This window comes from Comamonas sp. SCN 65-56, assembly GCF_001724135.1.
In the GTDB taxonomy this organism is placed as follows: Bacteria; Pseudomonadota; Gammaproteobacteria; order Burkholderiales; family Burkholderiaceae_C; genus Comamonas_C.
Genome location: NZ_MEDS01000009.1, coordinates 1 through 25,568, shown reverse-complemented (window position 1 = coordinate 25,568; position 25,568 = coordinate 1). Strand labels below are relative to the sequence as shown.

Annotated in this window: 29 protein-coding genes and 1 pseudogene; 19 read left to right on the top strand and 11 right to left on the bottom strand. The window is 62.8% G+C overall.

Going from position 1 to position 25,568, the window contains the following annotated elements; all coding sequences use genetic code 11:
* Positions 1-2: 2 nt before the first annotated feature.
* Genes ABS45_RS06860 through ABS45_RS06840 form a run of 5 tightly spaced genes read right to left on the bottom strand, consistent with a single transcriptional unit; the run spans position 3 to position 4,754 of the window.
* Positions 3-1,856: a BamA/TamA family outer membrane protein gene (locus tag ABS45_RS06860; protein WP_291554387.1), complete on the bottom strand. Its 1,854-nt coding sequence runs from the start codon at positions 1,854-1,856 to the stop codon at positions 3-5.
* Positions 1,857-1,861: 5 nt separating this feature from the next.
* Positions 1,862-3,049, bottom strand: a complete 1,188-nt coding sequence (locus tag ABS45_RS06855) for a VWA domain-containing protein (protein ID WP_291554385.1) — start codon at positions 3,047-3,049, stop codon at positions 1,862-1,864.
* Positions 3,050-3,067: 18 nt separating this feature from the next.
* Positions 3,068-3,670, bottom strand: coding sequence for a GNAT family protein (locus tag ABS45_RS06850; RefSeq protein WP_291554383.1), 603 nt, complete (start codon positions 3,668-3,670; stop codon positions 3,068-3,070).
* A 3-nt stretch (positions 3,671-3,673) separates the two neighbouring features.
* A complete protein-coding gene (locus tag ABS45_RS06845; protein WP_291554381.1) occupies positions 3,674-3,907 on the bottom strand; it encodes a hypothetical protein in 234 nt (77 codons plus the stop codon).
* 4 nt (positions 3,908-3,911) lie between these two features.
* The gene (locus ABS45_RS06840; protein ID WP_291554379.1) at positions 3,912-4,754 is read right to left on the bottom strand and encodes a MoxR family ATPase; all 843 of its coding nucleotides are present in this window, start codon (positions 4,752-4,754) and stop codon (positions 3,912-3,914) included.
* Between the two features lie 103 nt (positions 4,755-4,857).
* Here ABS45_RS06840 and ABS45_RS06835 point away from each other — a divergent pair, with 103 nt between their 5' ends.
* Positions 4,858-5,520: a c-type cytochrome gene (locus ABS45_RS06835; protein ID WP_291554378.1), complete on the top strand. Its 663-nt coding sequence runs from the start codon at positions 4,858-4,860 to the stop codon at positions 5,518-5,520.
* Between the two features lie 58 nt (positions 5,521-5,578).
* Here ABS45_RS06835 and ABS45_RS06830 read toward each other — a convergent pair whose 3' ends face one another.
* A complete protein-coding gene (locus tag ABS45_RS06830) occupies positions 5,579-6,013 on the bottom strand; it encodes a DUF1841 family protein (RefSeq protein WP_291554376.1) in 435 nt (144 codons plus the stop codon).
* A 68-nt stretch (positions 6,014-6,081) separates the two neighbouring features.
* Here ABS45_RS06830 and ABS45_RS06825 point away from each other — a divergent pair, with 68 nt between their 5' ends.
* Complete coding sequence (locus tag ABS45_RS06825) at positions 6,082-6,924, top strand: fumarylacetoacetate hydrolase family protein (protein WP_291554374.1); 843 nt, start codon at positions 6,082-6,084, stop codon at positions 6,922-6,924.
* Between the two features lie 85 nt (positions 6,925-7,009).
* Complete coding sequence (gene pcaF / locus ABS45_RS06820) at positions 7,010-8,212, top strand: 3-oxoadipyl-CoA thiolase (RefSeq protein ID WP_291554372.1); 1,203 nt, start codon at positions 7,010-7,012, stop codon at positions 8,210-8,212.
* A gap of 34 nt (positions 8,213-8,246) precedes the next feature.
* Here pcaF and kefC read toward each other — a convergent pair whose 3' ends face one another.
* A complete protein-coding gene (gene kefC / locus ABS45_RS06815) occupies positions 8,247-10,115 on the bottom strand; it encodes a glutathione-regulated potassium-efflux system protein KefC (RefSeq protein WP_291554370.1) in 1,869 nt (622 codons plus the stop codon).
* A gap of 220 nt (positions 10,116-10,335) precedes the next feature.
* Here kefC and ABS45_RS06810 point away from each other — a divergent pair, with 220 nt between their 5' ends.
* Entirely contained in the window at positions 10,336-10,956 is a 621-nt protein-coding gene (locus ABS45_RS06810; protein WP_291554368.1) for a ParA family protein, read from the top strand.
* Between the two features lie 54 nt (positions 10,957-11,010).
* Positions 11,011-11,475, top strand: coding sequence for a MaoC family dehydratase (locus ABS45_RS06805; RefSeq protein ID WP_291554366.1), 465 nt, complete (start codon positions 11,011-11,013; stop codon positions 11,473-11,475).
* Here ABS45_RS06805 and ABS45_RS06800 read toward each other — a convergent pair.
* Positions 11,457-11,963, bottom strand: coding sequence for a tRNA (cytidine(34)-2'-O)-methyltransferase (locus ABS45_RS06800; protein ID WP_291554364.1), 507 nt, complete (start codon positions 11,961-11,963; stop codon positions 11,457-11,459). The genes ABS45_RS06805 and ABS45_RS06800 overlap by 19 nt on opposite strands.
* A 31-nt stretch (positions 11,964-11,994) precedes the next feature.
* On the bottom strand, positions 11,995-12,702 hold the full coding sequence (locus ABS45_RS06795) for a phosphoribosyltransferase family protein (protein ID WP_291554362.1): 708 nt from the start codon (positions 12,700-12,702) through the stop codon (positions 11,995-11,997).
* A 36-nt stretch (positions 12,703-12,738) separates the two neighbouring features.
* On the opposite strand from ABS45_RS06795, the gene ABS45_RS06790 reads away from it, so the two are divergent.
* The 7 genes and pseudogenes from ABS45_RS06790 (at position 12,739) to ABS45_RS06760 (ending at position 18,419) form a co-directional block, all read left to right on the top strand.
* The gene (locus tag ABS45_RS06790; protein WP_291554360.1) at positions 12,739-13,665 is read left to right on the top strand and encodes a biotin synthase; all 927 of its coding nucleotides are present in this window, start codon (positions 12,739-12,741) and stop codon (positions 13,663-13,665) included.
* Between the two features lie 292 nt (positions 13,666-13,957).
* Positions 13,958-14,806 (top strand): annotated as a pseudogene (gene coxB, locus ABS45_RS06785) (cytochrome c oxidase subunit II); the annotation flags it as partial.
* A 58-nt stretch (positions 14,807-14,864) separates the two neighbouring features.
* Positions 14,865-16,499 carry a cytochrome c oxidase subunit I gene (gene ctaD, locus ABS45_RS06780; protein ID WP_291554358.1) on the top strand — a complete coding sequence of 545 codons (1,635 nt, stop codon included), beginning with the start codon at positions 14,865-14,867 and terminating at the stop codon, positions 16,497-16,499.
* Between the two features lie 38 nt (positions 16,500-16,537).
* The gene (locus tag ABS45_RS06775; protein ID WP_291554495.1) at positions 16,538-16,651 is read left to right on the top strand and encodes a cytochrome oxidase small assembly protein; all 114 of its coding nucleotides are present in this window, start codon (positions 16,538-16,540) and stop codon (positions 16,649-16,651) included.
* Between the two features lie 17 nt (positions 16,652-16,668).
* The gene (locus tag ABS45_RS06770) at positions 16,669-17,292 is read left to right on the top strand and encodes a cytochrome c oxidase assembly protein (protein WP_291554356.1); all 624 of its coding nucleotides are present in this window, start codon (positions 16,669-16,671) and stop codon (positions 17,290-17,292) included.
* Positions 17,289-17,483, top strand: coding sequence for a DUF2970 domain-containing protein (locus tag ABS45_RS06765; protein ID WP_291554355.1), 195 nt, complete (start codon positions 17,289-17,291; stop codon positions 17,481-17,483). Before ABS45_RS06770 ends, ABS45_RS06765 begins: the two co-directional genes overlap by 4 nt.
* 54 nt (positions 17,484-17,537) lie before the next feature.
* Positions 17,538-18,419 (top strand): cytochrome c oxidase subunit 3, encoded by an 882-nt coding sequence (locus ABS45_RS06760; protein WP_291554354.1) that lies wholly within the window; start codon positions 17,538-17,540, stop codon positions 18,417-18,419.
* Positions 18,420-18,501: 82 nt separating this feature from the next.
* Here the strand turns inward: ABS45_RS06760 and ABS45_RS06755 are convergent, their stop codons facing one another.
* Positions 18,502-18,726 (bottom strand): twin transmembrane helix small protein, encoded by a 225-nt coding sequence (locus tag ABS45_RS06755; protein ID WP_291554352.1) that lies wholly within the window; start codon positions 18,724-18,726, stop codon positions 18,502-18,504.
* Between the two features lie 14 nt (positions 18,727-18,740).
* On the opposite strand from ABS45_RS06755, the gene ABS45_RS06750 reads away from it, so the two are divergent.
* The 5 genes from ABS45_RS06750 to ABS45_RS06730 are packed head-to-tail and all read left to right on the top strand — an operon-like array spanning position 18,741 to position 22,935.
* Positions 18,741-19,517, top strand: coding sequence for an SURF1 family protein (locus ABS45_RS06750; RefSeq protein WP_291554350.1), 777 nt, complete (start codon positions 18,741-18,743; stop codon positions 19,515-19,517).
* Entirely contained in the window at positions 19,459-20,190 is a 732-nt protein-coding gene (locus ABS45_RS06745; protein WP_291554348.1) for a hypothetical protein, read from the top strand. Before ABS45_RS06750 ends, ABS45_RS06745 begins: the two co-directional genes overlap by 59 nt.
* Before the next feature lie 8 nt (positions 20,191-20,198).
* Positions 20,199-21,392 (top strand): COX15/CtaA family protein, encoded by a 1,194-nt coding sequence (locus tag ABS45_RS06740; RefSeq protein WP_291554346.1) that lies wholly within the window; start codon positions 20,199-20,201, stop codon positions 21,390-21,392.
* On the top strand, positions 21,389-22,315 hold the full coding sequence (cyoE, locus tag ABS45_RS06735; RefSeq protein WP_291554344.1) for a heme o synthase: 927 nt from the start codon (positions 21,389-21,391) through the stop codon (positions 22,313-22,315). Before ABS45_RS06740 ends, cyoE begins: the two co-directional genes overlap by 4 nt.
* Positions 22,316-22,323: 8 nt before the next feature.
* Complete coding sequence (locus ABS45_RS06730) at positions 22,324-22,935, top strand: SCO family protein (protein WP_291554342.1); 612 nt, start codon at positions 22,324-22,326, stop codon at positions 22,933-22,935.
* Between the two features lie 44 nt (positions 22,936-22,979).
* Here the strand turns inward: ABS45_RS06730 and rpoH are convergent, their stop codons facing one another.
* Positions 22,980-23,915, bottom strand: coding sequence for an RNA polymerase sigma factor RpoH (rpoH, locus tag ABS45_RS06725; protein WP_291554340.1), 936 nt, complete (start codon positions 23,913-23,915; stop codon positions 22,980-22,982).
* A gap of 104 nt (positions 23,916-24,019) precedes the next feature.
* Between rpoH and cutA the strand changes: the two genes are divergently transcribed.
* Together cutA and ABS45_RS06715 are read left to right on the top strand one after the other, a co-directional pair.
* On the top strand, positions 24,020-24,358 hold the full coding sequence (gene cutA, locus ABS45_RS06720; protein WP_291554338.1) for a divalent-cation tolerance protein CutA: 339 nt from the start codon (positions 24,020-24,022) through the stop codon (positions 24,356-24,358).
* Positions 24,359-24,548: 190 nt separating this feature from the next.
* On the top strand, positions 24,549-24,998 hold the full coding sequence (locus ABS45_RS06715; RefSeq protein ID WP_291554336.1) for a hypothetical protein: 450 nt from the start codon (positions 24,549-24,551) through the stop codon (positions 24,996-24,998).
* The last annotated feature ends 570 nt before the right edge of the window (positions 24,999-25,568 follow it).

Here is a 25,568-nt window from a genome sequence, read left to right as displayed (position 1 = left end):
TTTCAAAAGCTGAAGCCGAGCCGCAGATGCAGCTTGAGTTGGTGCGCTTGCACGCCCCAGGCCAGGTCCGCCTGCAGCGGGCCGACCGGGCTCCTCCAGCGCAGGCCTGCGCCCAGGCCCACGCGCGGGCGCATCTCGGCCGGGCTGTTGCCCACCGCGCCAATGTCAATGAAGGTGGCGCTCTCGAAATCGGTGAGGTTGCCGCGCAGCGCGATGGGGCGCTGCCACTCGACGCTGGCCACCGCCAGGTAACGTCCGCCATAGATCTGGTTGCCTTGCAGATGGGCGCCTATGCTTTGCCAGCCGTAGCCGCGCACGGTGGTGTCGCCGCCGCTCAGAAAGAGCTGGGTGGCCGGGATTGCCGCCTGCCTGCGCGCCAGCACCGCACCGCCTTGCAGGCGCAGCGAAAGACGGCTCGCGCGCGAGAGCTGCTCGTTCATCTGCACCCGGCCCAGCCCGACAAAGCCCTGCCAGCGCAGCAGCGCGCGCACAAAGGGATCGTGCGCCGTTCGCAGCGTGCTGCCGGCGCCCAGCTCCGCTGCCAGGCCCCAGCCCCGCGTCGGCGCCGTGGGGTTGTTGAAGCCCTGCCAGGTCCAGCCCCATTGCGCACTCAATGCGGCGGCGATGGGCGGCGCGCCCGTGCCGCGCGCGCGGCTCAGGTCGTATTGCAGCCACTGGCTGCGCTCGATGTGGTCGCTGCTCTGGCTGCGGCCAAAACGCAGCTGCGTGCTGTCAGTCTTGAAGCTGCCGGTGGTTTCACTGCGCACCTGCGCGCCGCCGGTCCAGCGCCAGCCGTCTGCGTGCGGCAGGCCATTCCACTGGGTGGACAGGCTCTTGAGGTTGCGGCTCAGCTGGATCTGGCTGAGCGCGCGCCAGCCCAGCCAGGGCAGACGGTTGTGCGTGTGGTCCAGCGACAGGCGCGGTCCGTTGTCGGTCGAATAGCCGATGCCGAAGACCGCCTTCTGCAGCTTGGCGTCGCGCACATGGGCGGTGACGGGGGCCGTCACTTCAGTCGCCTGTGCGTCGGCATGATCGGTGTCCAGCGTCAGGAACACACTGTCGTAGTAGCCGCTGGCCGCCAGACGTTGCTGGGCATCGAGCAGTGCGGATTCGCTGTACACCTCGCCCTCGGGCAGGCGGGTGATGCGCGCCGCGCCTATGGGGTCGTAGCGCTCGCCGCCTTCGATGGCCAGCGCGCCGAAGCGATAGGCCGGGCCGCTGGCGTATTCCACGCTCAAACCGGCCTGGTTGGTGCCTGCATCGATCTCGGCGCGGCTTGCGGCAATGCGCGCGCCGGGGAAGCGCCGCTGCTGCAGCGTGCGCAGGCCCTGGGTTTTGGCGTCGTCCCAGGCCGACTGCGTGAAGGGCACGCCCGCCTGCAGCGCAAAACTGCGTTGCAGCCTGGCCTCGCGGCGCGCGCGCGCCGCGCTGTCGCCGGGGCTGGTGAGCGTGATCTGCGTGCCGTGCACCCGCGTCTGCGGGCCAGTCTGCACCGTGACGGTGATGACCGGCGGCTTGCCTTCGGTGGTGTGCACCGCAACGACCGGGTTGAAATAGCCCAGCGTGGCCAGCAGCTCGCGGGCGTTGTCGGGCACCGCATTGGCCAGGCGCGCCAGCTCGGAAGCGCGGAGATCGGGCAGTTCGCGAAAGCGCTGCAATTGCAGGTATTGCTGCAGCAGGTCGCGCACGATCTTGTCACTGGCATCGATCTGCAGCGTGAAGGCGGGTGGCGCGGTCGGGGTGCTGGCTTCGTCGGTTGGAGGTGCCTGCGGCAGCAGGCTGCACGCGCCCAGCAACAGTGGCAGCAGAAACAGCATCGCCGACCCGCGGGCCCCGGCCCTGCGCAAAAACGTCATGCCACCTATTTTGACAAGAGCCGCATCGCCTCTTCCAGTCCCTTGAGCGTGAGCGGGTACATGCGGTGCCCCATGAGCTGTTCAATGATGCTGATGCTCTGGCGGTATTGCCACACGCCCTGCGGCTCCGGGTTGATCCAGGCGAACCGGGGGAAGGCGTTTTTGAGGCGCTGCAGCCATTCGGCGCCGGGCTCTTCGTTGTTGTACTCCACGCTGCCGCCGGGCTGCAGGATTTCATACGGGCTCATCGTCGCGTCGCCGACGAAGATCAGCTTGTAGTCCTTGTTGTACTTGCGGATGATGTCCCAGGTGGGGAATTTTTCCGCGAAGCGGCGCCGGTTGTTCTTCCACAGGTAGTCGTAGACGCAGTTGTGAAAGTAATAGAACTCCAGGTGCTTGAGCTCGGCCTTCACCGCCGAAAAGAGCTCCTCCACGCGCTGGATGTGGTCGTCCATGGTGCCGCCCACGTCCATCAAGAGCAGCACCTTCACGTTGTTGTGGCGCTCGGGCACCATCTTGATATCCAGCCAGCCGGCGTTGGCGGCGGTACTGCGGATGGTGTCAGGCAGGTCCAGTTCGAGCTCGTTGCCCTCGCGTGCGAACTTGCGCAGACGGCGTAGCGCCACCTTGATGTTGCGCGTGCCCAGCTCCTGCGTGTCGTCGTAGTCGCGATACGCCCGCTGTTCCCAGACCTTGACCGCGCTGCGGTTCTTGCCGGCGCCGCCTATGCGCACCCCCTGCGGGTTGTAGCCGCCGTGGCCGAACGGGCTGGTGCCGCCGGTACCTATCCATTTGCTGCCGCCTTCGTGGCGCTCCTTCTGTTCTTCCAGGCGCTTCTTGAGCGTTTCCATCAGCTCGTCCCAGCCCATTTTCTGGATCGCGGCCTTTTGCTCGGGCGTGAGTTCGCGCTCCAGCATCTTGCGCAGCCAGTCGGCCGGGATCTCTTTGGTGATGTCGGTCAGCAACTCCACGCCGTGAAAGTAGGCGGCAAAGGCGCGGTCGAACTTGTCGTAGTGCTTCTCGTCCTTCACCAGCACCGTGCGCGCCAGATGGTAGAAATCGTCGATGCTCCAGGACTGCTGCGACAACGGCCCGACCACGCCCGCCTGCAGCGCCTGCAGCAGCATGAGGAACTCCTTGACCGACACCGGCAGCTTGGCGGCGCGCAGGGTGTAGAAGAAGTCTATGAGCATGAAACCAGCCTCCAGCGCTTATGCAGTCTGCGTGCGCTGCTGCAACAAATAGAGCAATTGCGCTCGTGCTTCCGGCCACTCGCCCGCCGTCATGCTGTACATCACCGTGTCGCGGATGGTGCCGTCGCGGCGCAGTGCGTGGCCGCGGATGACGCCGTCCTTCTTTGCGCCCAGGCGCTCGATGGCGCGCTGGCTGGCGAAGTTGAAGTTGTCCGTGCGCCAGCCAACGACGCGGCAGCGCAGGGTGTCGAAGGCATGGCCCATCATGAGCAGCTTGCAGGTGGTGTTGACATGCGTGCGTTGCACGCTTTTGGCATACCAGGTGTAGCCAATCTCCACGCGCTGCACGGCGTCCAATATGTCGTGGTAGCTGGTGCTGCCCAGCACGCGCTCGCTGGCTTCGTCGATCACGGCAAAGGCGAAACGCGTGCCCTGCTCGCGCCCTTGCAAGGCCGCTTCGATGTAGGCGCGCGTGCTTTCGGGCTCGGGCACCGAGGTGACGCGAATGCGCCAGAGTTCGCCATCGGCAGCCGCGGCCGCCAGGCCTGCCTCATGCGTCAGCGCCAGCGGCTCCAGCCGCAGACCGCGATCGCGCAAAACAACGGGTTCGACAAAGGCCATGGTTCACTTCCCTGATGATTCGTAGCCCCGCAGCGCGCACCAGCGACGGGCAGCCGCCAGACCGATGCCGCCACCCAGGCCTATGAGTGCTGCCGCCAGCACCCCCTTGCCGCCCTGCAGGTCGCGCAGCACATCGATGCCGAGCAGGCGCGCCAGCCAATACCCGGCCAGCGCACCGGCGATGAAACCAACGCCGCGCGCCAGAGGCCGGATGAGCGCCGGGGGCATCGCCGCCATGGCGTCAGCGGTTGCGCTGGTTCATGAAGACGAGCTTTTCGAACAGGCTCACGTCCTGCTCGTTCTTGAGCAGCGCGCCTATGAGGGGCGGGACGCTGACCTTGGCATCCTGGCTTTGCAGCGCCTCGGGCGGGATTTCCTCGGCCAGCAGCAGCTTGAGCCAGTCGAGGAATTCGCTCGTCGAGGGCTTTTTCTTCAGACCGGGCAGGCCGCGCACGTCGTAGAACGACTTCATGGCGGCGTTCAGCAGCTCACCCTTGAGCGTGGGGAAATGCACCGCGACGATTTTCTGCATCGTTTCGGCGTCGGGGAACTTGATGTAGTGAAAAAAGCAGCGGCGCAGGAAGGCGTCCGGCAGCTCTTTTTCATTGTTGGACGTGATGAACACCAACGGTCTGTGCTTGGCGCGCACCATCTCGCGCGTCTCGTAGCAGTAGAACTCCATGCGGTCGAGCTCGCGCAGCAGGTCGTTCGGGAATTCGATGTCGGCTTTGTCGATCTCGTCGATCAGCAGCGCCACGGGCTGCTCGGCCGTGAAGGCCTGCCAGAGCACGCCCTTGACGATGTAGTTGTGGATGTCCTTCACGCGCTCGTCGCCCAGCTGCGAATCACGCAGGCGGCTCACCGCGTCGTACTCGTACAGACCCTGTTGCGCCTTGGTGGTCGATTTGATGTGCCATTGCAGCAGCGGCATGTTCATCGCCTGCGCGACTTCCTCGGCCAGCATGGTTTTGCCGGTGCCGGGCTCCCCTTTGACCAGCAACGGACGCTGCAGCGTCACGGCGGCATTGACGGCAAGCTTCAAGTCCTGGGTGGCGACGTAGTGGGGAGAGCCTTCAAATTTCATATCAGGAAAAATGCGAGAAAGAGTTCTTGCAATGTGTGACAAGTGCCTGCCTATAATCGAGCGCTGGTCAACATCGAGACAACCCACGGATTGTGCGCGCAAAATGAACAAAGCATTGCCTACGATATTTGGTCTGATCGTCGCCTTTGCGACGGCCTCCGGTTATGCCCAGGAGGTGAAGGGAGATGCGGCAGCTGGCGCGCAGAAGAACGCGATGTGCATAGGCTGCCACAACATCGTGGGCTACAAGTCGAGCTTCCCCGAGGTCTACAAGGTGCCGATGATCTCGGGCCAGAACGCCGCCTACATAGATGCCGCGCTGCAGGAATACAAGAAGGGCGCGCGCAAGTTCCCCACCATGCGCAGCATTGCCGATTCGCTGAGCGATCAGGACATGGCCAATCTGGCGGCCTACTACGCGGCCGATGGCAAGAAGATTGAAGTGGCTGAAAAACCGGCCAAGGCCCCGGACGAAACCGTGGGGCTGCTGCTGCAAAAGGGCGCCTGCGTCTCCTGCCATGGCGAGAATTTCTCCAAGCCGATCAACGACGCCTATCCCAAAATCGCGGGTCAGCATGCGGATTACCTGTATGTAACGCTCAAGGCCTACAAGAACCCCAAGGAAGGCCCGTACTCCGGCCGCGCCAATCCCATCATGGGCGGCATTGCCGCGCAGTTCACCAACCAGGAACTGCGGCAACTGGCCAACTACATCGGGTCGCTGGACAGCCAGTTGCAGGTAGTGCCGGAGTCGCGCTTTCGTTGATGGTGCGCTCGATTGCTGCCCAAGGCCCGCCCCGAGCGGGCTTTTTCTTGGGCGCGATTCAGTCGCGCGTGGCGCGCCGCTGCACGCAAGCGAGGTAAGCCTCGCCGTCGGGCGCGCGTCCTGCCTGCTGCGCCTCCCAGAGCATGCTGCCCAGGCATTCCATCGCCGCGTGGTGCGCGTCGTGCAGCGAATCCAGGCGGGCCGTGAGCAACTCCACCGCCTGGCGAATGCCGCGTGGCTGGTCGATGCTGCACTGCTCGCTGATCGAGAGGTGCATGGACAGATGCAGAAACGGGTTGGTGGCACCAGGCTTTGCGTCGTAATTGCGTGCGAGCGCCGCGTCCACGTCGGCCAGATCGGCGTGGTATTCGGGATGTTCGTCTATCCATAGCGCCGCCAGCGTTTCTATGGCTTCCATGGGGGCGCCGGTGTTCTGTTTGTGAAGTACCGTGCAGAAGAAACGGCGAACGTCAGCCTGGCTGGGATTGAACATGGTGCGAAGGTTTCGAAGGCTGGTGCGCTCGCCTATTATTGGTCGTTTGGCAAGCAGGGGTGTGTGCAATGAAGTTGGCAACGATTGTCGTGGATGGTTTGCCGCATGCGGCGGTGCTGCGCGACGGGGCCTTGGCTCTGATTGGGACTGCAGGTGCGGATGTGGGTGTCTTGCTGCGCGATGCAACAACGACCGAGCAATACGCTGCCATGGCTGCAGTGGCCAAACGCCTTTTGCCACTGGAGGGCACGCGCTTTCTCGCGCCGGTGCTCGCGCCTGGCAAGGCGGTGTGTGTCGGGCTCAATTACGCCGACCACACCAAGGAAAGCGCCTATGAGCAGCCACGGCACCCCACGCTGTTCCTGCGTGCCGCGACCAGCCTGGGCGCGGACGGCGCCGATGTGCAGCGCCCTGCAGGCGATGATTCGCTGGATTTCGAGGGCGAGATGGTGGCGGTCATTGGCAGCGGTGGCCGGTGCATCCCCAAGGAGCGCGCGCTGGCGCATGTTTTTGGCTACACCGTCGGCAACGACATTTCGGTGCGCGAATTCCAGTTCCGCTCACCCCAATGGACCTTGGGCAAAAACGTCGATGGCAGCGGGCCCTGGGGGCCGTTTCTGGTCACCGCCGACGAACTGCCACCGGGCGCCGCGGGCCTGGCGATAGCGACGCGGCTCAACGGCGAGGTGATGCAGTCGGCGAATACGCGCGACATGATTTTCAATGTCGCGACCATCATTGCCACCATCAGCGAGGCGATGACGCTGGAGCCCGGCGATATCATCTTTACCGGAACGCCGGCAGGCGTGGGCCTCGGGCGTACGCCCAAGCGCTACATGCAGCCCGGGGAACTGGTGGAAGTCGAGATCGAGCGCATCGGGAGGCTGCGCAATGGCATCACCACAGCGTAACAGAATACATATCAAATCAGGCTGTAGCGCTTGTCAGTAAAGCGCGGACAGCTCTCTTTTTAGTTGCAAAATGACGGGGAACCCCATGATGGAAGCTTTTATTTGTGATGCCGTTCGCACGCCCTTTGGCCGTTACGGCGGTGCCTTGAGCAGTGTGCGCACCGATGACCTGGGCGCGATCCCGATCAGGGCACTGATGCAACGCAACCCCGGCGTGGACTGGCAGGCCGTCACTGACGTGCTCTACGGCAATGCCAATCAGGCGGGTGAGGACAACCGCAATGTGGCGCGCATGGCCTCGCTTTTGGCCGGCCTGCCGGTCGAGGTGCCTGGCGCAACCATCAACCGCTTGTGCGGTTCGGGACTGGACGCCGTGGGTACGGCCGCACGTGCCATCAAATCCGGCGAAGCCGGTGTGATGATCGCTGGCGGCGTGGAAAGCATGAGCCGCTCGCCCTTTGTCATGCCCAAGGCGGAATCGGCCTTCAGTCGCAGCAATGCGGTGTACGACACCACCATCGGCTGGCGCTTCGTCAACAAGCTGATGAAGGCGCAGTACGGCATCGACTCCATGCCAGAGACGGCAGAGAACGTGGCGGCGGATTTCAAGATCGAGCGCGAAGCCCAGGATCGCATGGCGCTGGCGAGCCAGCAGAAGGCGGCTGCCGCCATCGCCGCAGGCCATCTGGCGCGTGAAATCTGCACGGTCACGATTCCTCAGAAAAAGGGCGACCCCGTCGTGGTCGATACCGACGAACACCCGCGTGCGACCAGCATGGAAGCCCTGGCCAGGCTCAAGGGCGTGGTGCGTCCTGACGGCACGGTCACGGCCGGCAATGCCTCGGGCGTGAACGATGGTGCTTGCGCCCTGCTGCTGGCCAATGAGGAAGCTGCCAAACGCTATGGCCTGACGCCGCGCGCCCGCGTGGTCGGCATGGCCACGGCGGGGGTTGCGCCGCGCATCATGGGTTTTGGCCCGGCGCCAGCCACGCGCAAGGTGCTCGCGCTCACCGGCCTGACGATCGCCCAGATGGACGTGATCGAGCTCAACGAGGCTTTCGCCGCGCAGGGCCTGGCGGTACTGCGCGATCTGGGCGTGGCCGATGACGATCCGCGCGTCAATCCCTGGGGCGGCGCGATTGCGCTCGGCCATCCGCTCGGGGCCTCGGGCGCGCGCCTGGCGACCACGGCCGTCAATCAGCTGCACCAGCTGGGCGGGCGCTACGCGCTGTGCACCATGTGCATTGGCGTGGGGCAGGGCATCGCCGTGGTGCTGGAGAAGGTCTGATCGCAGGGCGGCGCAGGCCACGGGCCGTCGCCGTTCAGGCGGCTGGGGTATCACTGTCCTGCGCTGGTGATCGGCTGTCGTTGGCGGCGCGCTTTTCACGCAGGCGCTCTTCGCGTTCGCGCGCCATCTGTTCGACGAGCTGATTGCGCCCCTGCTTGGCCGTGGCAATGAAACGCTCTCGGTCCTTGTGGTGCGGGTAGAGGCGCTCGGCGAGCTCCTTGTTGTGAACGCGAAAGCGCTCGATGGTGCGGTCGGCCTCGTATTCCTCCAGGCCCATGCATTGCAGCACCGTGGCGGCACTTTGCAGGCTGGATTCGAAGAGCTCGCGCTCCACCAGCGTCACGCCCAGGTCGCGCAGCGCGTGCCAGTGAGAAATGTCGCGTGCGCGCGCCACGATCTGCAGATGCGGGAAATGCTTGCGCGCGATTTGCGCAATTTTCAGCGATTGCTGCGGCGTATCGACCGCGATCATCAGCACCTTGGCCTGTCCGGCACCGGCCTGGCGCAGCAGGCGCACGCGCGTGGCATCGCCGAAGTACACGCGGTAGCCGAAGGTGTGCGCCACCTCCAGCATTTCCACGCTGTGGTCCAGCACCGTGGCCGGGATTCCCTGCGCCAGCATCACGCGCGCCACGATCTGCCCATAGCGCCCGAAGCCGGCGATGATGACGGGCGCCGTCTGAGGCTCGGCGATCGCGTCTTCGGCAGCTTCCTCGGGCGGGCTCATCCGTGCATAGTGCTTTTGCAGCGCGCGATCGAGCGGTACCAGCAGCAGCGGCCCGAGCAGCATGGAGATCGTCACCGCTGCAATCAGCATGGAGGCAATGTCCGACGGCAGCGCCTCGAAGTTCGTCGCGGTCTGGAACACGACAAAGGCGAACTCCCCGCCTTGCGTGAGCAGCAGCGTGAACACCGGCCGCTCCTGCGCCGGCATGCCGGTGGCGCGTGCCAGCAGGTAGATGGCGACCGCCTTGAGCGAGAGAAAACCGACGACCAGCGCCAGCATCTTGAGCGGCGACGCGATCAGCACGCCGAAATCGATGCTCATGCCGACGGCGATGAAGAACAGGCCCAGCAGCAGGCCCTTGAACGGCTCGATGTCGGTTTCCAGCTCGCTGCGGTATTCGCTGTCGGCCAGCAGTACCCCCGCGAGAAAGGCCCCCAGCGCCATCGACAGGTCCACCAGCACCATCAGCATCGCGATACCCACGACCAGGAACAGCGAGGTGGCGGTGAAGATCTCTGGCGTCTTGCTCTGCGCTACCCAGCGCAGCACCGGGCGCAAGGCCAGACGCCCGCCAAGAATGATCACGCCCACCACGCTGAGCGTCTTGAGAATTTCGGTCAGCAGGGCCGGACCGGTGCCCGGCAAGGCATTGCCCGTGGCGCCCAGCAGCGGCAGCAGCGCGAGGATGGGGATGGCGGCGATATCCTGAAACAGCAGGATGGAGAAGGCGTGCTGCCCGCCTTCGCTCTGCAACAGGTTGCGCTCGGCAAGAATTTGCAGCGCGATCGCGGTGGACGAGAGCGCCAGACCCAATGCGGCCACCAGCCCGACACGCCAGGGCAGGCCCCAGAACCAGGCGCCTATCCCCAGCAGCAGCGTGCAGGTCAGCATCTGCGCGCCACCCAGGCCGAAGATGGGGCGGCGCATGCTCCACAACCGGCTGGGTTGCAACTCCATGCCAATCAGAAACAACATCAGCACCACGCCGAATTCGGCGAAATGCAAGATGTCCTGCACATTGCTCACCAGTGCCAGCCCCCAGGGGCCGATGGCCATGCCGGCGGCCAGGTAGCCGACGATCGCACCCAGGCCAAGCGCCCGCGTGATGGGCACGGCGATCACTGCCGCGGCCAGGTAGGTGAAACCGTAGGTAAGCCAGAGGGGGGCGTGGGACATGGGGAAGAAAAAATTCGACAGCTGGCGCCGGTGAAGGCGCTCGCATGCAACCGATTTTCGAACATTCGGGTTGACACGATGGTGGCTGCCCTTGCTGCGTTAGAGTAACCGTTCGTGGCGGTGCTGGCGGCGACCGCTGGGCGAGTCCTTGTTTGATAGCTGCCAACGCATGCATGGCAAGGGCTGCAGGCCTTTTTGATTCTTGTGAAAGGAAGCGGCGATGGCGCTTGTTGCAGTGGCCAATCCCAAAGGTGGTGTGGGCAAATCCACGCTCGCCACCAACATTGCAGGCTACTACGCCAGCCGCGGCCATGCGGTGGCGCTGGGCGATGTGGATGGCCAGCAGTCTGCGCGCTGGTGGCTTGGCGAGCGCCCGCAGGTGGCACGCAGCATCCAGCTGTGGGAAGCCACGCCCGACTGGATCGGGAGGCCGCCGCGCGATGCCCGGCATGCGGTGCTCGATACGCCCGCCGGCTTGCAGGGCTGGCGTTTGAAGGATGTGTTGCGCAAGGCCGATCGCATCGTTGTGCCGCTGCAGGCCAGCGTCTTCGATATCTTTGCCACGCGCCAGTTTCTGGACGATCTGCAGGCGCTGCGCATCGATACGTCTGCGCAGATCGGAATTGTTGGCATGCGTGTGGACGAGCGCACGATCGCTGCCGACAAGCTGCACGCATTTGTGAGTGAACTGGGCCTGCCGGTGCTCGGTTTTTTGCGCAACACGCAAAACTACGTGCATCTCGCGGCGCATGGGCTGACACTCTTTGACATCGCGCCGGCGCGCGTTGCGCGCGACCTGGAGCAGTGGCAGCCGCTGTGCGCCTGGCTGGATCAGGCCTGAACGCTGTCGCCGCGCTGACACGCTGGCCCTGCGGCGCCCGCTACATTGCAACGCATGAAGATCTTTCGCAGTTATTCGGAGTTGGCTGCCTGCACCGGTCAGGAAATTGCGGTGACCGACTGGATCGACGTCAGCCAGGCGCAGATCGACCAGTTCGCCCAGGCCACCGGCGACCACCAATGGATTCACGTCGATCCGGCACGCGCTGCGGATGGCCCTTTTGGTGCCACGGTGGCGCACGGCTTTCTCACGCTGTCGCTGCTTTCGCGCTTCTTCGAGCAGGCGTTCGCCATCGAAGGCGCGAGAATGGGCATCAACTACGGCCTCAATCGCGTGCGTTTCCCGGCGCCGGTGCCAGTGGGCAGCCGCTTGCGCGGACGGTTGACCTTGCGCGCCGTGGAGCCGGTGCAACCCGATGGCGTGCAGATGGTGCTGGACGTGGTGGTGGAGCGCGAGGGCGCAGACAAGCCCGCCTGCGTCGCCGAATCGCTGGTGCGCAGCTACGGCGCGGCGCCCTGAGGCGGCAGGAGCAGGGCGTCGGCAAAGCCGTTTTGCCGCCAGGCTTCAAACACCGTCACCGCAACCGCGTTCGAAAGGTTGATGCTGCGTTGCTCTGGCCGCATCGGCAGGCGCAGGCGTTGTGCAGGCGCAAAACGCTCGCGCAGCGCCGGCGACAGGCCTCGGGTTTCCGAGCCGAACACCAGCCAGTCGCCAGGCAGAAATCGCACGTCATAGGCTGAGCGCGTGCCGTGCGTGCCGTGCGTGGTGAGCGCGAACATGCGCGATGCGTCGGGCTGCTCCGTCTCCAGCAGGGCTTCCCAGCTGGCGTGGCGCCGTACATCCACCCACTCGTGGTAATCCAGCCCGGCGCGGCGCAGCAGACGATCTTCCATGGAAAAACCGAGCGGCTCCACGAGGTGCAGCCGGCAGCCGGTGTTGGCAGCGAGGCGGATGGCGTTGCCGGTGTTGGGCGGGATTTCCGGTTCGACGAGGACAATCTGGAACATGCCCGCGATTGTCTGCCAGCGCATGCTGCCCTCAGGGCGTGCGCGCCAGCACCAGAGCGCTGACATGCGCGGCACCGGCCGCGCGCAGGGCGCTGGCGGCCGCGTGGAGGGTCGCCCCGGTTGTCATCACGTCGTCTACCAGCAGCAGGTGGCGCCCACCCAGGTCGCGCGGAGCCTGCGCGGAAACGGCAAATGCGCCCTGCAGATTGTGCAGACGCGCGCTGCGGTTCAGGCTGCTCTGCGCCAGTGTGTCGTGGGTGCGCAGCAGCCAGCGCGCACGCACCCTGGGGTGTGCCAGTGCACGTGCCAGCAACAAAGCCTGGTTGTAGCCGCGCTGGCGCAGGCGTTCGCCAGACAGGGGAATGGGCAGCACCGCGTCGGCTGTGGAGAGCAGTGGTGCGTCGGCAGCCGCTGCGTGCATGAGTGCGGCAAGCGCGCCGGCAAGCCCGGGTTCGGATCGAAACTTGAACCGCGTGATCAGTGCTTCCCAGGGGTAGGCGTAGTCGACCGCGGCGATGCAGGCGTCGATGGCCGGCGGGTGAGCCAGGCACTGCCCGCAGCGCAACACGCCTTGGGGCACGCGTCGGGCACATTGAACGCAGCGCAAGGCGGGTGCCGCAAACTCCGTTCGGCAGGCCGCGCACACGCTGTGCGATGGCCATGCGTGACAGATGGCGCACTGGCTTGGCAGCCAGCGGGCATGCACTGCGGATGTCCCCAGCAGGCGTGTGAAGAGCATGGTCTCAATATACTCGCGCCCGTTTGAATCATAGTCATGCCGGAAAAGAGCCCGCCCACCATTGACGCCGTCGCCGCAGCACGCTGGCACGCGCTGGCGTGCGCGCCGTCGCCTTGGCTGCATGAGGAGGTAGCGCGGCGCATGCAGCAACGCCTGAGCTGGATCGTTGAGCCGCCACTGCAGTGGTGCGATTGGGATCCGCTGCGCGGGGGGCTGGAGGGGCATGCGCTGGTTGCGGCTGGCCTGCCGAAGGCGGTGCAGTGCATTTGCGAGACTTCAGGCGCATCGGCGCAAGCCACCGTGAAGGCACAGCTGCGACGTCCGTGGTGGCATGCGTCTCGCTGGATTGGCCCGCCGCAGCGCTTTGACGCTGCACCCGCGCCGGCCAGCATGCAGATGGTCTGGGCCAACATGGCGCTGCACATGAGCGCCCAGCCGCAGGCCCTGATCGGCCAATGGCACCAGGCGCTGGCGGCCGACGGATTCCTGATGTTTTCCTGCCTGGGCCCCGATACCTTGCGCGAGCTGCACGGTGTCTATGGCGCGCTCGGCTGGTCGCAACCCAGCCACAGTTTCACGGACATGCACGACTGGGGCGACATGCTGGCAGCGGCCGGCTTTGCCGAGCCGGTCATGGACATGGAGCGCATCATCCTGACGTTCGCCACTCCGGCGCGCCTGTTGCAGGAGCTGAGGGGGCTGGGGCGCAACCTGCATCCCGACCGCTTCCCCGCGCTGCGCGGGCGCCACTGGAAATCGACGCTGGAGGCGACCCTTGCCAGGCAGTTGGCCGACTCCGCCAGTGCGGGGCAGCTGGCCCTGACTTTTGAGGTGATCTACGGCCATGCGTACAAACCCGCGCCCAGCGCGCGCCGGGAGCGGCGTTCATGGACCAAGACCAAGACCGAGTTGCGGGCTCAGTCCGCATCGTCGGGCGAGCGCGAAGGTTTTTCTGGTGATTAAGTGGATTAGAATTTACGTCTGAAAACAATCTGGTGGTCTGTGCCCCGTTGCAAGCCTCTTTGACGAGGCGGGCAGCCATGGTGGTACGGGTCAATCCTGTGGGGACAACATGCCGCGTCAGGCGGCTTGCGTCAGTTATGTGGTTTGCGCTACCCGGGTCGAAGAACATGTGCGCGAGCGTTTTTTCGAATCGCTCGCGCGGTACGCCGCTGCCCGGCGGCGTTTGGTGCGTCATTTGGAGTGCGCGGTAAACTGCAGCAGTGTCTGCGCTTAGCTTACAAGTGGGAGAACTATGAAGAGCATTTTCAACCGGCTGGCAGCCTCTCTGATGGTGTCTGGCGCCTGGCTGGCGACGGCGGCCCACGCGGTTCAAGACCTGCCCGGCGGTCCCGGGGTCAATCAGTTGAACCTGACGACCGGTGTGACCAAAATTGCGCAGGAACAATCCGATCTGCATTGGATGGTCATGATCATCTGCGCGGTGATTTTTGTCGGTGTGTTCGGCGCGATGTTCTATTCCATCCTGAACCATCGCAAATCCAAGGGCGCCAAGTCCGCCAATTTCCACGAGTCGACGGTGGTTGAGATTACCTGGACCGTGGTGCCGTTCCTGATCGTCATTGCGATGGCGGCTCCGGCCACCAAGGTCATCGTGGCGCAGAAGGACACGACCAATCCGGATTTGACGATCAAGGCCACTGGCTACCAGTGGAAGTGGGGCTATGACTACCTTGCCGGAGAAGGCGAGGGCATCGGCTTCGTCTCCACGCTGGATTCGGCGCAGCGGCAACTGTCCAGCGCCGGCACGCCCCAGGGCGACGATTACCTGCTGAAGGTCGACAACCCGCTCGTGGTGCCGGTCAACAAAAAAGTGCGCATGATCATCACGGCCAATGACGTGATTCACTCGTGGTTTGTGCCGGCGTTCGGTGTCAAGCAGGATGCCATCCCCGGTTTCGTGCGCGATACCTGGTTCCGTGCGGAAAAAACGGGAGATTTCTATGGCCAGTGCGCCGAGCTGTGCGGCAAGGAGCACGCCTACATGCCGATCCATGTGAAGGTGCTGTCCGGCGAGGACTACGCCAAGTGGGTTCAGGGGCAGCAGCAAAAGAAATCCGCCCAGGCGGGGCAGCCTTCCCAGGCTGTGGCCCAGCTGGCCCAATGAGCGTTAACGCACAGCGTGTAAAGAGGAGTCGAGCATGAGTGCAGTTTTGGACAACCATGGGCAGGTCGGCGGATTGACCCATCACGACGATCACCACCACAAGCCGACGGGTTGGCGGCGTTGGTTGTACGCCACCAACCACAAGGACATCGGCACGATGTACCTGTTGTTTTCTTTCGCGATGCTGATGATCGGCGGCTTGCTGGCCATGCTGATCCGCGCCGAGCTGTTTCAGCCCGGGCTGCAGATCGTGAACCCGGAGATGTTCAACTCGTTCACGACGATGCACGGTCTCATCATGGTGTTTGGCGCCATCATGCCGGCCTTTGTGGGTTTTGCGAACTGGATGATTCCGCTGCAGATTGGTGCTTCGGACATGGCGTTCGCGCGCATGAACAATTTCAGCTTCTGGCTGCTGGTGCCAGCCGGCATCACGCTGGCGGCGACGTTCTTCATGCCTGGCGGCGCACCTGCCGGCGGCTGGACGCTTTATGCGCCGCTCTCGCTGCAGATGCCGATGTCGCTCGACTTCGCGATTTTGTCGCTGCACGTGATGGGTGCTTCTTCCATCATGGGGTCGATCAACATCATCGTGACCATACTGAACATGCGCGCACCCGGCATGAAACTCATGCAGATGCCGATGTTCTGCTGGAGCTGGCTCATTACCGCCTATCTGCTGCTGGCGGTGATGCCGGTGTTCGCGGGCGTGCTCACGATGACGTTGACGGATCGCCACTTCGGCACCAGCTTCTTCGTCACGGCCGGCGGCGGCGACCCGGTGATGATGCAACACATCTTCTGGTTCTTTGGCCACCCGGAGGTGTACATCATGATTCTGCCGGCGTTCGGCATGATCAGTGAAATCGTCCCCGCCTTCGCCCGCAAGCGCTTGTTCGGCTACACCTCGATGGTCTACGCCATTGCCGCCATCGCAACGCTGTCGATGATTGTCTGGGCACACCACATGTTCACCGTCGGCATGCCGGTTACGGGCCAGCTGTTCTTCATGTACGGCACCATGCTGATTGCCATTCCAACAGGCGTGAAGGTGTTCAACTGGACGGCGACGATGTGGCGTGGTTCCATGACCTTTGAGACGCCGATGCTCTGGGCCGTTGGCTTCATCTTCGTGTTCACCATTGGCGGGTTCACCGGCGTGATTCCCTCGGTGGTGCCGATCGATACCCAGATCCAGGATACCTATTACATCATCGCCCACTTCCACTACGTGCTGGTGGCCGGCTCGCTGTTTGCCATCTTTGGCGCCTTCTACTATTGGTCGCCGAAGTGGACGGGTGTCATGTACGACGAAACCCGTGGCAAGATTCACTTCTGGTGGTCCCTCATTGCGTTCAACGTGGCGTTCTTCCCGATGCACTGGCTCGGCCTTGCCGGCATGCCCCGTCGCTACGCGGATTACCCCATGCAGTTTGCCGACTTCAACATGATTGCGTCGATTGGCGCCTTCTTCTTCGGTGCTGCGCAGGTCTACTTTTTCTTTGCGGTCGTTCTGCCGGTGATGCGTGGCAAGGGAGCAAAGGCGCCTCAGCGGCCTTGGGAAGGTGCTGTCTATGCCCTGGAGTGGGAGCTGCCGTCGCCGGCCCCGTTCCATTCCTTTGAGACGCCCCCCAAGCTCAATGCTGCGGCGACGCACATCATTGCCTGATGCGCGTGACGTACCCAGGAATTGCGCAAGAGATGCACATGCCTCGTGATGAGCAGCGCAAGCGCAACATGCGTCTGGGCCTGATTCTTGGCTCGATCGCCTTGGTGCTGTTTTTTGGCATCATGGTGCGTTGGGCACTCCTGGGATCGTGAGAGCGGAGGAAAAGCGGGTGAATCTGCGTGCGGAAAATGCCAAGATGGTGGGCAAGTTGCTGGTGGTTGCCTGCGGCATGTTTGCGTTTGGCTATACGCTGATCCCGTTGTACCGCGCCATTTGCGAAGCGACCGGAATCAATATCCTGTCGTTGCAGGAGACGCAGGTTCCGGGCAATGGGTATTCTGGCGAGGCTGCGCGTACCCGCGCGGCCAATACGCAGGTTGATCGCACACGGACCATCACGGTGCAGTTTGACGCCAACGCGCGCGGGCCTTGGGAGTTCAAACCCGCACAGCGAACCATGCAGGTGCATCCGGGTGAGATGGCGACCGTGATGTATGAATTTCAGAACGTGCAGGGCAGGCGCATGGCTGCCCAGGCCATTCCCAGTTATGCGCCGAGACAAGCCGGTCCCCATTTCCATAAGCTCGAGTGTTTTTGCTTCAACCAGTACACGCTGGACCCCGGAGAAAAGAAGGAATGGCCAGTCACTTTCGTGATTGATCCCAAGCTCTCCAAGGATGTGCAGACCATCACCTTGTCCTACACGTTTTTTGAGGTGGGTGGCGGAACGCCGCCGCCACCAAGCTCGTCGGCGCAGGCCCCGGTGCCGGCGCGGGGAGTTACCGGATCATGAGCAATAGAACGGGTCCGTCCTGGGTGCAGACCGTGCGGACGGTGGCTTGGTCGTTGATTGGCATACGCAATAGTTCCAAACATGGGCAGGATCAGCGCGCATTGCGCCCGCTACCGTTGATATTTACAGCCCTGGGGGCAACGCTGTTGTTTGTGCTGGCCTTGATGGGCCTGGTGCACTGGATCGCGTAAGCCTGTTGCGGCAGAAAACACTGACTGAAAGTCCGAGAACCGAGGAGTAGAAAAATGAGTGCAACTTCCCAAGGGGCAACCCCGTACTACTTTGTACCTCACCCATCCAACCATCCTGCGATGGCGATGCTGGGCGTATTCATGATGCTGCTTGGTACGGCAGGCTGGTTCAATGACATAAACGGCGGCGGTTATCTCTTTCTCGTCGGACTGGTTTGGTGGCTGGTTGTGCTGTTCCAGTGGTTCCGGGATGCGATTCATGAAAGCGAAGGTGGCCTGAACAGCCGACGCGTCGATGTCTCCTACCGTTGGAGCATGAGCTGGTTCATCTTTTCCGAAGTGATGTTCTTCGGCTCCTTCTTCACCGCGCTGTGGTGGGGGCGTGTGCATTCGGTACCGGAACTCGGTGACTTGGCGCACCATATTCTCTGGCCTGATTTCAAGGCGGTTTGGCCCACCATGGCTGCCGGCGCCACCGCGTCGCCGGGCGGCACTGTCGAACCCTTCCAGACGGTGGGGCCGTTCTGGCTGCCGACGATCAACACGGCGCTGCTGCTCACTTCGGGGGTGACGCTGACCATTGCGCACCACGCCTTGCTGGCCAGCAATCGTGCAAAGACCATTGCGTTCATGTGGCTGACCGTGCTGCTGGGCTTTACCTTTCTGTGCGTACAGGCTTACGAATACCACCACCTGTATACCGAACTCAATCTGAAGCTGAGTTCCGGCATTTTCGGCTCCACCTTCTTCATGCTCACAGGCTTTCACGGTTTTCACGTGCTGGTGGGCATGCTGATGCTGTTCTTCATTACGCTGCGTCTGCAAAGTGGCCACTTCACTGCCAAGCATCATTTTGGCCTTGAGGGGGCGGCCTGGTATTGGCACTTCGTGGACGTGGTGTGGCTGGGGCTGTATATCCTGGTGTACTGGATGTAATGCGCACGAGGCAGGATGCCGCGCACGAAAAAAGCGCCGCAAGGCGCTTTTTTCATGGCGTTTGCCTTGGCTCTTCCCGTATTCAGAGCTCGCTCACGGCAAGCCCCGTTGGCTGGATGTAGCCCAGTTTCCAGGCAATGAGCAGGCAAATGAACAAAGCCACGGAAATGCCCACGCGCACCGCCAGCGCACCGGCCATGCGCTTGCTTGAATCGGCGTTGGTGCCATCTCCGCGCATCATGAAATACAGAGCGGTGCCCAAGCTGCCGAGGATGGCGAGAAACGCCAGGGTGATTGCGATTTTCATGGTGGGTACTGGGGATGTCTGACGAGCAGAGAGCGCATTTTCGTTGGCGATTCGCCATTGTGACGCTGACAGCGCTGCTTTGCATTGCGGTGACGGCCTCATTGGGCCGCTGGCAATTGTCGCGCGCAGCGCAGAAACGGACTCTTCATGCTGCGATGCTGTCGCACCAAGGCCTGCCTCCATTGACGCTGTTGCAGCTGCTGGGCGCTTTGCGCGGTATCCATGCGATCACGCCGGAATTGGCGTACCGGCGAGTGCAATTACGTGGTGAGTGGATACCGGGTGCAACGGTGTATCTGGACAACCGGCAGATACGGGGGCGTTCCGGGTTTTATGTCTTTACGCCACTGCGGTTGTCCGGCTCCCAGGCGATCGTGGCGGTGCAGCGCGGCTGGATTGCGCGGGACATGGATGTTCGTACCCGACTTGCTCCCGTGCAGACTCCGGCGGGCGAGGTGACTGTCGACGGCTATCTCGCGGGTGAACCAGGCAGGTTGTTCGAATTCTCTGGTGCTGCCTCCGGACAAGGGGCATCCGACATACGGCAAAATCTCACCATTGCGGCCTATGCGAGCGACTATTCGCTCGATCTGCTGCCGCTCACCGTGGTGCAAACGGACGCTGCCAGTGATGGATTGCAACGCGATTGGGCGGCACCCGACAGCGGCGTGGCAATGCACTACGGCTACGCATTTCAATGGTTCGGGTTTTCCGCCCTGGTATTGGTTCTCTATGTCTGGTTTCAAATCATCCGACCTGTCTCTCGACGGAGGGCAGAAATTGCCCGTTGAGGTGGACGATCCGGTTGCTCTCACGGTGCACAGCCTGCCTGTTGCCGGCGATGCCGCGCGATTGCCGCAGTCGCGCAAGGGCCGCTGGCAACTGTGGCTGATGCTGTTGATCAGCATTGCCCCGGTCGCTGCTTCTTATTTCATGTATTACGTTGCGCGCCCGCATGGTGCACTGTTGAATTTCGGTGAGTTGATCGAACCGGTGCGACCCATTCCTGCCGGTCTGCAGGTCACCACGCTTGACGGCAAGGTGGAGCCGCTGGGTAATCTCAAGCGCCAGTGGCTGCTGGTCAGTGTGGCGGACGGTGCGTGCGACGACACCTGCCGCAGCAATCTGTATTTGCAACGCCAGTTGCGCGAGAGTCTGGGCAAGGAACGCGACCGGGTGGATTGGGTGTGGTTGATCCCGGACAACGGGGCTCCGCCGACAGAAATACGGGCTGGCCTGGCCGATGCGATGGTGCTGCGTGTGGATCGCTCTGCATTGCAGGCGTGGCTGACCCCGCAGGCAGGGCAGCGATTGGAGGATCACCTGTATCTGGTGGACCCGATGGGCAACTGGATGATGCGATTTCCGGCGCATCTGACGGTCGATATGGCAGAAAAGGCCAAACGGGATCTCTCCCGGTTGCTGCGTGCGTCTGCGAGCTGGGATCAGCCGGGTCGTGACTGAGGCCTTGCATGGCAAATCCCACCCCTGCCTATGACCTGGCTCCCGTCTGGGAGCTGCTGGTTTTTGGCGCGTTGCTGGCGGTGGTGCCGCTCGCTTGGATCGCCTGGCGTCACCGGGGAAGCAGTGGCGCGCGGCGCCTGCAGGCGCTGACGGTGCTTACGCTGTTTCTGACCTTCGATTTGGTGCTGTTTGGCGCGTTTACGCGGCTGACCGATTCCGGTCTGGGCTGTCCGGACTGGCCCGGGTGTTATGGCCAGTCCAACCCATTGCAGGCCAATCAGCAAATCAGCGCCGCGCAGTCAGCGCTGCCCAGTGGCCCGGTCACCCATGCCAAGGCGTGGATAGAAATGGTCCATCGCTATCTTGCGACGGGAGTCGGGGCGCTGATTGTGCTGCTCACCGTTGCAGCCTGGTGGCAGTGGCGCCGTTGGCGCAAGGGGCGGGGAGAGGCCCCATCGCTCTCGCGCTGGTGGGTCACGGCGACGCTCGCGTGGGTGTGCGTGCAAGGCGCTTTCGGCGCATTGACCGTGACCATGCGCCTCTTTCCGGCGATCGTCACCTTGCATTTGTTGGGGGGGGCGACGCTGCTGGCGCTGCTGTGTGTACAGGCGGTGCAGCAGACCTTCAGGGTTCATGGCACGGTGCCCGCGCTAGTGGCTCGGGGCCTGCGCTTGGGCTTGGTGTTCGGGGTCGTTCTGGTACTGCTGCAGTTGCTGCTCGGTGGCTGGGTCAGTACCAATTACGCGGTACTGGTGTGCTCCACGTTTCCCAAATGCCAGGGGAGCTGGTGGCCGTCGATGGCGTTTGACGAGGGGTTCCAGCTTTGGCGCGGTCTCGGTCTGCTGGCTGATGGCAGTCATATCAGCTTCGAGGGTCTTACCGCCATTCACTATGTGCACCGACTGGCGGCGTATGTGGTGCTCGCGGTTTTGGGCTGGCTCGCCTGGCGCATGCTGCGTTCGGGGCACTTGACGCTGCAAGGGCGCTGGTTGGCGGGGCTGCTTGTGCTTCAATTCTTGACGGGCTTGTCCAACGTGGTTCTGGGCTGGCCTTTGGTGGCGGCCGTCATGCATACCGGCGGCGCCGCTGCGCTGCTGGTGGTGCTGGTCTGGGCGCTGGCGTCAACCCAGGTGCCGAAGGCACGGCAGCACGCTGTGCCCGCGACGTTTGCGATTTCCTCTTCTTCTGGAGCGTCTGCATGACAGCAGTCCATACCTCCGATCAGCATTCCACCACGACGCCACAGCGCAGCTTGCCGGGGCGTGCACTGCAGTTCTATGCCTTGACCAAGCCCAGGGTGGTGCAGCTGATCGTTTTTTGCGCCTTCATCGGCATGGTGATGGCGATACCTGGGGTACCCTCGCTGGCCTTGTGGTGGCGCATGGCTGTCGCCAGTTTCGGCATCTGGTGCGTGTCAGCGGCGGCGGCGGCATTCAATTGCATCATCGAGCAAACGATGGATGCGCGCATGAAGCGTACGGCCTGGCGGCCTACCGCCCGGGGTGAGCTGTCCAACCCTCAGACGCTGGCGTTTGCAGCCGCGCTCGGTCTGATTGGCTGCGCAGTGCTGTATGTGTTGATCAATCCGCTGACGATGTGGCTGACCTTTGCCACCTTTGTCGGATACGCAATCATCTATACCGTGGTCCTCAAGCCGCTGACGCCGCAGAACATCGTCATTGGTGGCGCTTCCGGGGCCATGCCGCCCGTGCTGGGCTGGGCAGCGATGACCGGGCAGGTGGGGCCGGAAGCCTGGATCATGTGTTTGATCATTTTTCTTTGGACGCCGCCGCATTTCTGGGCGCTGGCGCTCTACCGAGCCGACGATTACCGCAAATCGGGACTGCCCATGCTGCCTGTGACGCACGGGAACCAATTCACGCGACTGCAGGTCTTTCTCTACACGTGGGTATTGTTTGCCGCCTGCCTGATGCCTTTTGTGTACGGCATGAGTTCCTGGATCTATCTGAGTGCCGCGGTTGGATTGAGTCTGGGCTTTTGCTGGTATGGCTTTCGGCTATGGCGTAGCTATTCAGACCAACTGGCGCGCAAGACTTTCCGTTTTTCCATCTTCCACCTGAGTGCTTTGTTCGCCGCGCTGCTGGTGGATCATTACGTGTTCTGATAGCCCGGATGCAAAAAAGAAGATTCATCAAAACCATAGCTTCTGGCGCACTGTTCGCAAGCGCTCCGGCCTTTTTTTCTGCTTGCTCTGAAGCGTCCAAACCAGCATTCAAGGGGGTGGACATCACTGGTGTTGACTACGCCAGAGATCTGCCGCTCACAGATCAATTCGGCAAGGCGCGACATATCTCCGACTTTGCCGGGAAGGTGGTGGCGGTTTTCTTTGGCTACACCCATTGCCCGGATGTCTGCCCGACGACCATGTCGGAAATGGCTCAGGTCAAGTCTGAGCTGGGTGCGGATGGTGACAAGTTGCAGGTGATCTTCGTCACTGTTGATCCCGAGCGCGATACCCCAGAGGTTCTCAAGGCCTACATGGCCAATTTCGATCCGACGTTTCTCGCGCTGCGCGGTTCCGCGCAGGAACTTGCCGCGGTAGCCAAGGATTTCAAGATTTTCTACAAGCAGGTGCCGGGTCCCACGCCGACGAGCTACACCATGGACCACTCGGCAGGCCTGTACATGTTTGATCCTCGCGGGCGGCTGCGCCTCTTCCAGCGCTACGGTGCCGGGGTGCAACCGCTTGCCGACGACATACGCTTGCTGCTTGCCGAGGCATAGACAAAAGCAGCCAAGGCGCGGATGTCACCGCGCGCGTCGCAGGTTCAGGCGTATTCGGCCAACGCCTTCTTCATTTTCTTCATGGCCGCCACTTCGATCTGGCGGATGCGCTCGGCGCTGACGCCGTACTCCGTGGCGAGCTCATGCAGCGTCATACCGCCGGAGCCGTCATCGTTGACCTTGAGCCAGCGCTCCTCGACGATGCGGCGACTGCGCGCGTCCAGCCCTTCAAGCGCTGTCGAAATCCCTTGGGAGGCGAGTACATCACGCTGGCGTGATTCAATCATCGACGTGGGTTCGTGCGCGGCATCCGAAAGATAGGCAATCGGCCCGAACGCCACTTCACCATCGTCATTGGGCGCAGGGTCGAGCAGCACGTCGCCGCCGGACATGCGCGTTTCCATCTCGATCACTTCTTCCGGCTTGACATTGAGCTGGCGTGCAACGGTGTCGATCTCATGCTCGGTCAGCGTTTCGCGATAAGTCTGGGCATCTTCTACGTCGGCCTTGAACTCCTGCTTCATCGAACGCAGGTTGAAGAACAGCTTGCGCTGGGCCTTGGTGGTTGCGACCTTCACCATGCGCCAGTTTTTCAGAATGTATTCGTGAATCTCCGCCTTGATCCAGTGCATGGCGTAGCTCACCAAACGTACCCCTTGGTCCGGATCGAAGCGTTTGACGGCCTTCATGAGCCCGATGTTGCCTTCCTGGATCAGGTCGCCGTGTGGCAGACCGTAGCCCAGGTATTGGCGCGAGATGGCAACGACCAGACGCAAGTGCGAGAGCACGAGGCGCCCGGCAGATTCGACGTTGTTGTCTTGACGCAATTCCCGGGCGTAACGCTGCTCTTCTTCCAGTGTCAGCATGGGCAAGCGGTTGACTGCCGTGATATACGCGTCCAGATTGCCCAGCGGCGGCACCACCGCCCACGGATTCGCGGACGCCAGTGTCGTTGCAGCGGAAGCGTTGTTCAAGGTCATGTCGGATAGCCTTTCTTGCATGGTCGGAATATTAGCACTCGTTTCGATAGAGTGCTAAACCCAAAGTTCCGCGCACATCGGACGCTTCATGCCACACTGCCGGCATGGAGAATCTTGCAGATTTGCCGGTGGTCATTCTGATCACGACAACCGTTGGTACTGCCGACGAGGCCAGAGGCATTGCGGACGCCGTGGTGACTCGGCGACTGGCTGCCTGCGTGCAGGTATGGCCGGTGCAATCGCATTACCGCTGGCAGGGCGCGCTGCAGCATGAAGGCGAATGGCAGCTCGAATGCAAGACGGCGCCGGCAAGAGCCGACGACCTGATCGCGCTGCTGCGGCGGCTGCACCCGTATGCCTTGCCGGAGCTGGTGGTTCAATCCCTGCGCGCTGATTCGGCCTATGCGGCGTGGGTAGCGCAGGAGACGGCGCCCGGTGCTTGACCAGGCGCAGAGGTCGGTCATGCGACCAAGTCGATCTGCTGCATGGTGCCGGCGCTGCCGTTGTCTCGCAGATAGATGCTGCTGGCGCGTACGGACCCGAGCATCTGGTTGTGCCGTCCTTGAGCGCGAACGGCGTGACGCTGGGCTGCAGTGACAGGGCGCCGATGCCGGCTTCACGCAGGCCCAGCAGTTGCCCGGCGCCTTGGTCCGTTGGATTCCAGATGCGCAATTGGTTGAAGACGGCATCGTTTTCGTCAATCCAGCCATTGCCGTCCTGATCGTGCTCGCCCAGTTCGCTGTAGCCATTGCCCTGCGTCGGGCCAAACAGCTCGCTGCCATTGTCGATGTGCCCATTGCCATTGCGGTCCAGCGCCAGGAAACCGCTGCCGCTGGCGAGCATGGGCAAGGATTCGGTAGTGCTGTCGGTATCGAGATCGAAATCAAAGCGACTGCCGTGCAACTGGGCTGCCGTGCCGTTGAAATTGATCACCAGCGGATCAACGGGCTTGACGGCATTGCTCATGCGTACCGTGGTGCTGGATGCTTCGCGATAGCTGCGTTGCATGGAAAGCTGCACGCTGAAGCGGATTTCCTGTCCGTCGGCGGTGCGGACAATGCCTTGGGCGGCGAATTGCGTTGATTCGGTTTCTTCGAGAACCGTTTGGTGTTCCAACTCGGCGCCCCAGTTGGGCTGTCCGGCGGCTGACTGCGTGGGCGCGGTGGATTGGGGCGATGGCGGCGGCGCATCCAGCCGCTGTTGCTTCGCGCCAATGGACCGCCTGAAGGCGTATTCCCGTCATGCGTTCGATCAGGTCGCGCAGCATGGAAAGCCGTGGAGTGATTGCGCCCACATCGCGGTCACAGCTTGACTGACTCGTGGATTTGGCATCGCCATCGCCGTGGACTGGCGGTGGTTTGGGGCGCTCCATGACGGGAGCGCGGCGCGTTGCCTCACTTGCTCGGACCAGCGAGTTGTCTGGCGTTGCCGCAGCATGCTGCCGGGGGTCCGCACCCACCCAGGTGCGCAGGCTGGGGTGCCGAGTCTGCGCGCGCATGGCGCTGTGCACCACCGTTGCGCTGATGGTGGAAGAAGCGATTTTCATGGCAGGCCCTGGTCGTGTCCCATCCCGTGGTGTAAGACCCCAGCCCGGACCGGCTGAGATACACGCTACTCAGCGTGCCACAGCGGGCAGCCGAGTCGGTGCAGTAT

Bases quoted from the DNA above. Each gene is read 5' to 3' on its own strand.
- ABS45_RS06805 (WP_291554366.1), top strand. From the start codon at position 11,011: ATGAAGATCTTTCGCAGTTATTCGGAGTTGGCTGCCTGCACCGGTCAG.
- ABS45_RS06765 (WP_291554355.1), top strand. From the start codon at position 17,289: ATGAGCAATAGAACGGGTCCGTCCTGGGTGCAGACCGTGCGGACGGTG.
- ABS45_RS06855 (WP_291554385.1), bottom strand. From the start codon at position 3,049: ATGCTCATAGACTTCTTCTACACCCTGCGCGCCGCCAAGCTGCCGGTG.
- ABS45_RS06825 (WP_291554374.1), top strand. From the start codon at position 6,082: ATGAAGTTGGCAACGATTGTCGTGGATGGTTTGCCGCATGCGGCGGTG.
- ABS45_RS06775 (WP_291554495.1), top strand. From the start codon at position 16,538: ATGCCTCGTGATGAGCAGCGCAAGCGCAACATGCGTCTGGGCCTGATT.
- ABS45_RS06745 (WP_291554348.1), top strand. From the start codon at position 19,459: ATGTCTGGTTTCAAATCATCCGACCTGTCTCTCGACGGAGGGCAGAAA.
- ctaD (WP_291554358.1), top strand. From the start codon at position 14,865: ATGAGTGCAGTTTTGGACAACCATGGGCAGGTCGGCGGATTGACCCAT.
- ABS45_RS06860 (WP_291554387.1), bottom strand. From the start codon at position 1,856: ATGACGTTTTTGCGCAGGGCCGGGGCCCGCGGGTCGGCGATGCTGTTT.
- ABS45_RS06830 (WP_291554376.1), bottom strand. From the start codon at position 6,013: ATGTTCAATCCCAGCCAGGCTGACGTTCGCCGTTTCTTCTGCACGGTA.
- ABS45_RS06750 (WP_291554350.1), top strand. From the start codon at position 18,741: ATGTCTGACGAGCAGAGAGCGCATTTTCGTTGGCGATTCGCCATTGTG.
- ABS45_RS06795 (WP_291554362.1), bottom strand. From the start codon at position 12,702: ATGCTCTTCACACGCCTGCTGGGGACATCCGCAGTGCATGCCCGCTGG.
- ABS45_RS06755 (WP_291554352.1), bottom strand. From the start codon at position 18,726: ATGAAAATCGCAATCACCCTGGCGTTTCTCGCCATCCTCGGCAGCTTG.
- kefC (WP_291554370.1), bottom strand. From the start codon at position 10,115: ATGTCCCACGCCCCCCTCTGGCTTACCTACGGTTTCACCTACCTGGCC.
- ABS45_RS06850 (WP_291554383.1), bottom strand. From the start codon at position 3,670: ATGGCCTTTGTCGAACCCGTTGTTTTGCGCGATCGCGGTCTGCGGCTG.
- ABS45_RS06740 (WP_291554346.1), top strand. From the start codon at position 20,199: ATGGCAAATCCCACCCCTGCCTATGACCTGGCTCCCGTCTGGGAGCTG.
- ABS45_RS06810 (WP_291554368.1), top strand. From the start codon at position 10,336: ATGGCGCTTGTTGCAGTGGCCAATCCCAAAGGTGGTGTGGGCAAATCC.
- ABS45_RS06760 (WP_291554354.1), top strand. From the start codon at position 17,538: ATGAGTGCAACTTCCCAAGGGGCAACCCCGTACTACTTTGTACCTCAC.
- pcaF (WP_291554372.1), top strand. From the start codon at position 7,010: ATGATGGAAGCTTTTATTTGTGATGCCGTTCGCACGCCCTTTGGCCGT.
- cyoE (WP_291554344.1), top strand. From the start codon at position 21,389: ATGACAGCAGTCCATACCTCCGATCAGCATTCCACCACGACGCCACAG.
- ABS45_RS06845 (WP_291554381.1), bottom strand. From the start codon at position 3,907: ATGGCGGCGATGCCCCCGGCGCTCATCCGGCCTCTGGCGCGCGGCGTT.
- ABS45_RS06730 (WP_291554342.1), top strand. From the start codon at position 22,324: ATGCAAAAAAGAAGATTCATCAAAACCATAGCTTCTGGCGCACTGTTC.
- ABS45_RS06835 (WP_291554378.1), top strand. From the start codon at position 4,858: ATGAACAAAGCATTGCCTACGATATTTGGTCTGATCGTCGCCTTTGCG.
- ABS45_RS06790 (WP_291554360.1), top strand. From the start codon at position 12,739: ATGCCGGAAAAGAGCCCGCCCACCATTGACGCCGTCGCCGCAGCACGC.
- cutA (WP_291554338.1), top strand. From the start codon at position 24,020: ATGGAGAATCTTGCAGATTTGCCGGTGGTCATTCTGATCACGACAACC.
- rpoH (WP_291554340.1), bottom strand. From the start codon at position 23,915: ATGACCTTGAACAACGCTTCCGCTGCAACGACACTGGCGTCCGCGAAT.
- ABS45_RS06840 (WP_291554379.1), bottom strand. From the start codon at position 4,754: ATGAAATTTGAAGGCTCTCCCCACTACGTCGCCACCCAGGACTTGAAG.
- ABS45_RS06800 (WP_291554364.1), bottom strand. From the start codon at position 11,963: ATGTTCCAGATTGTCCTCGTCGAACCGGAAATCCCGCCCAACACCGGC.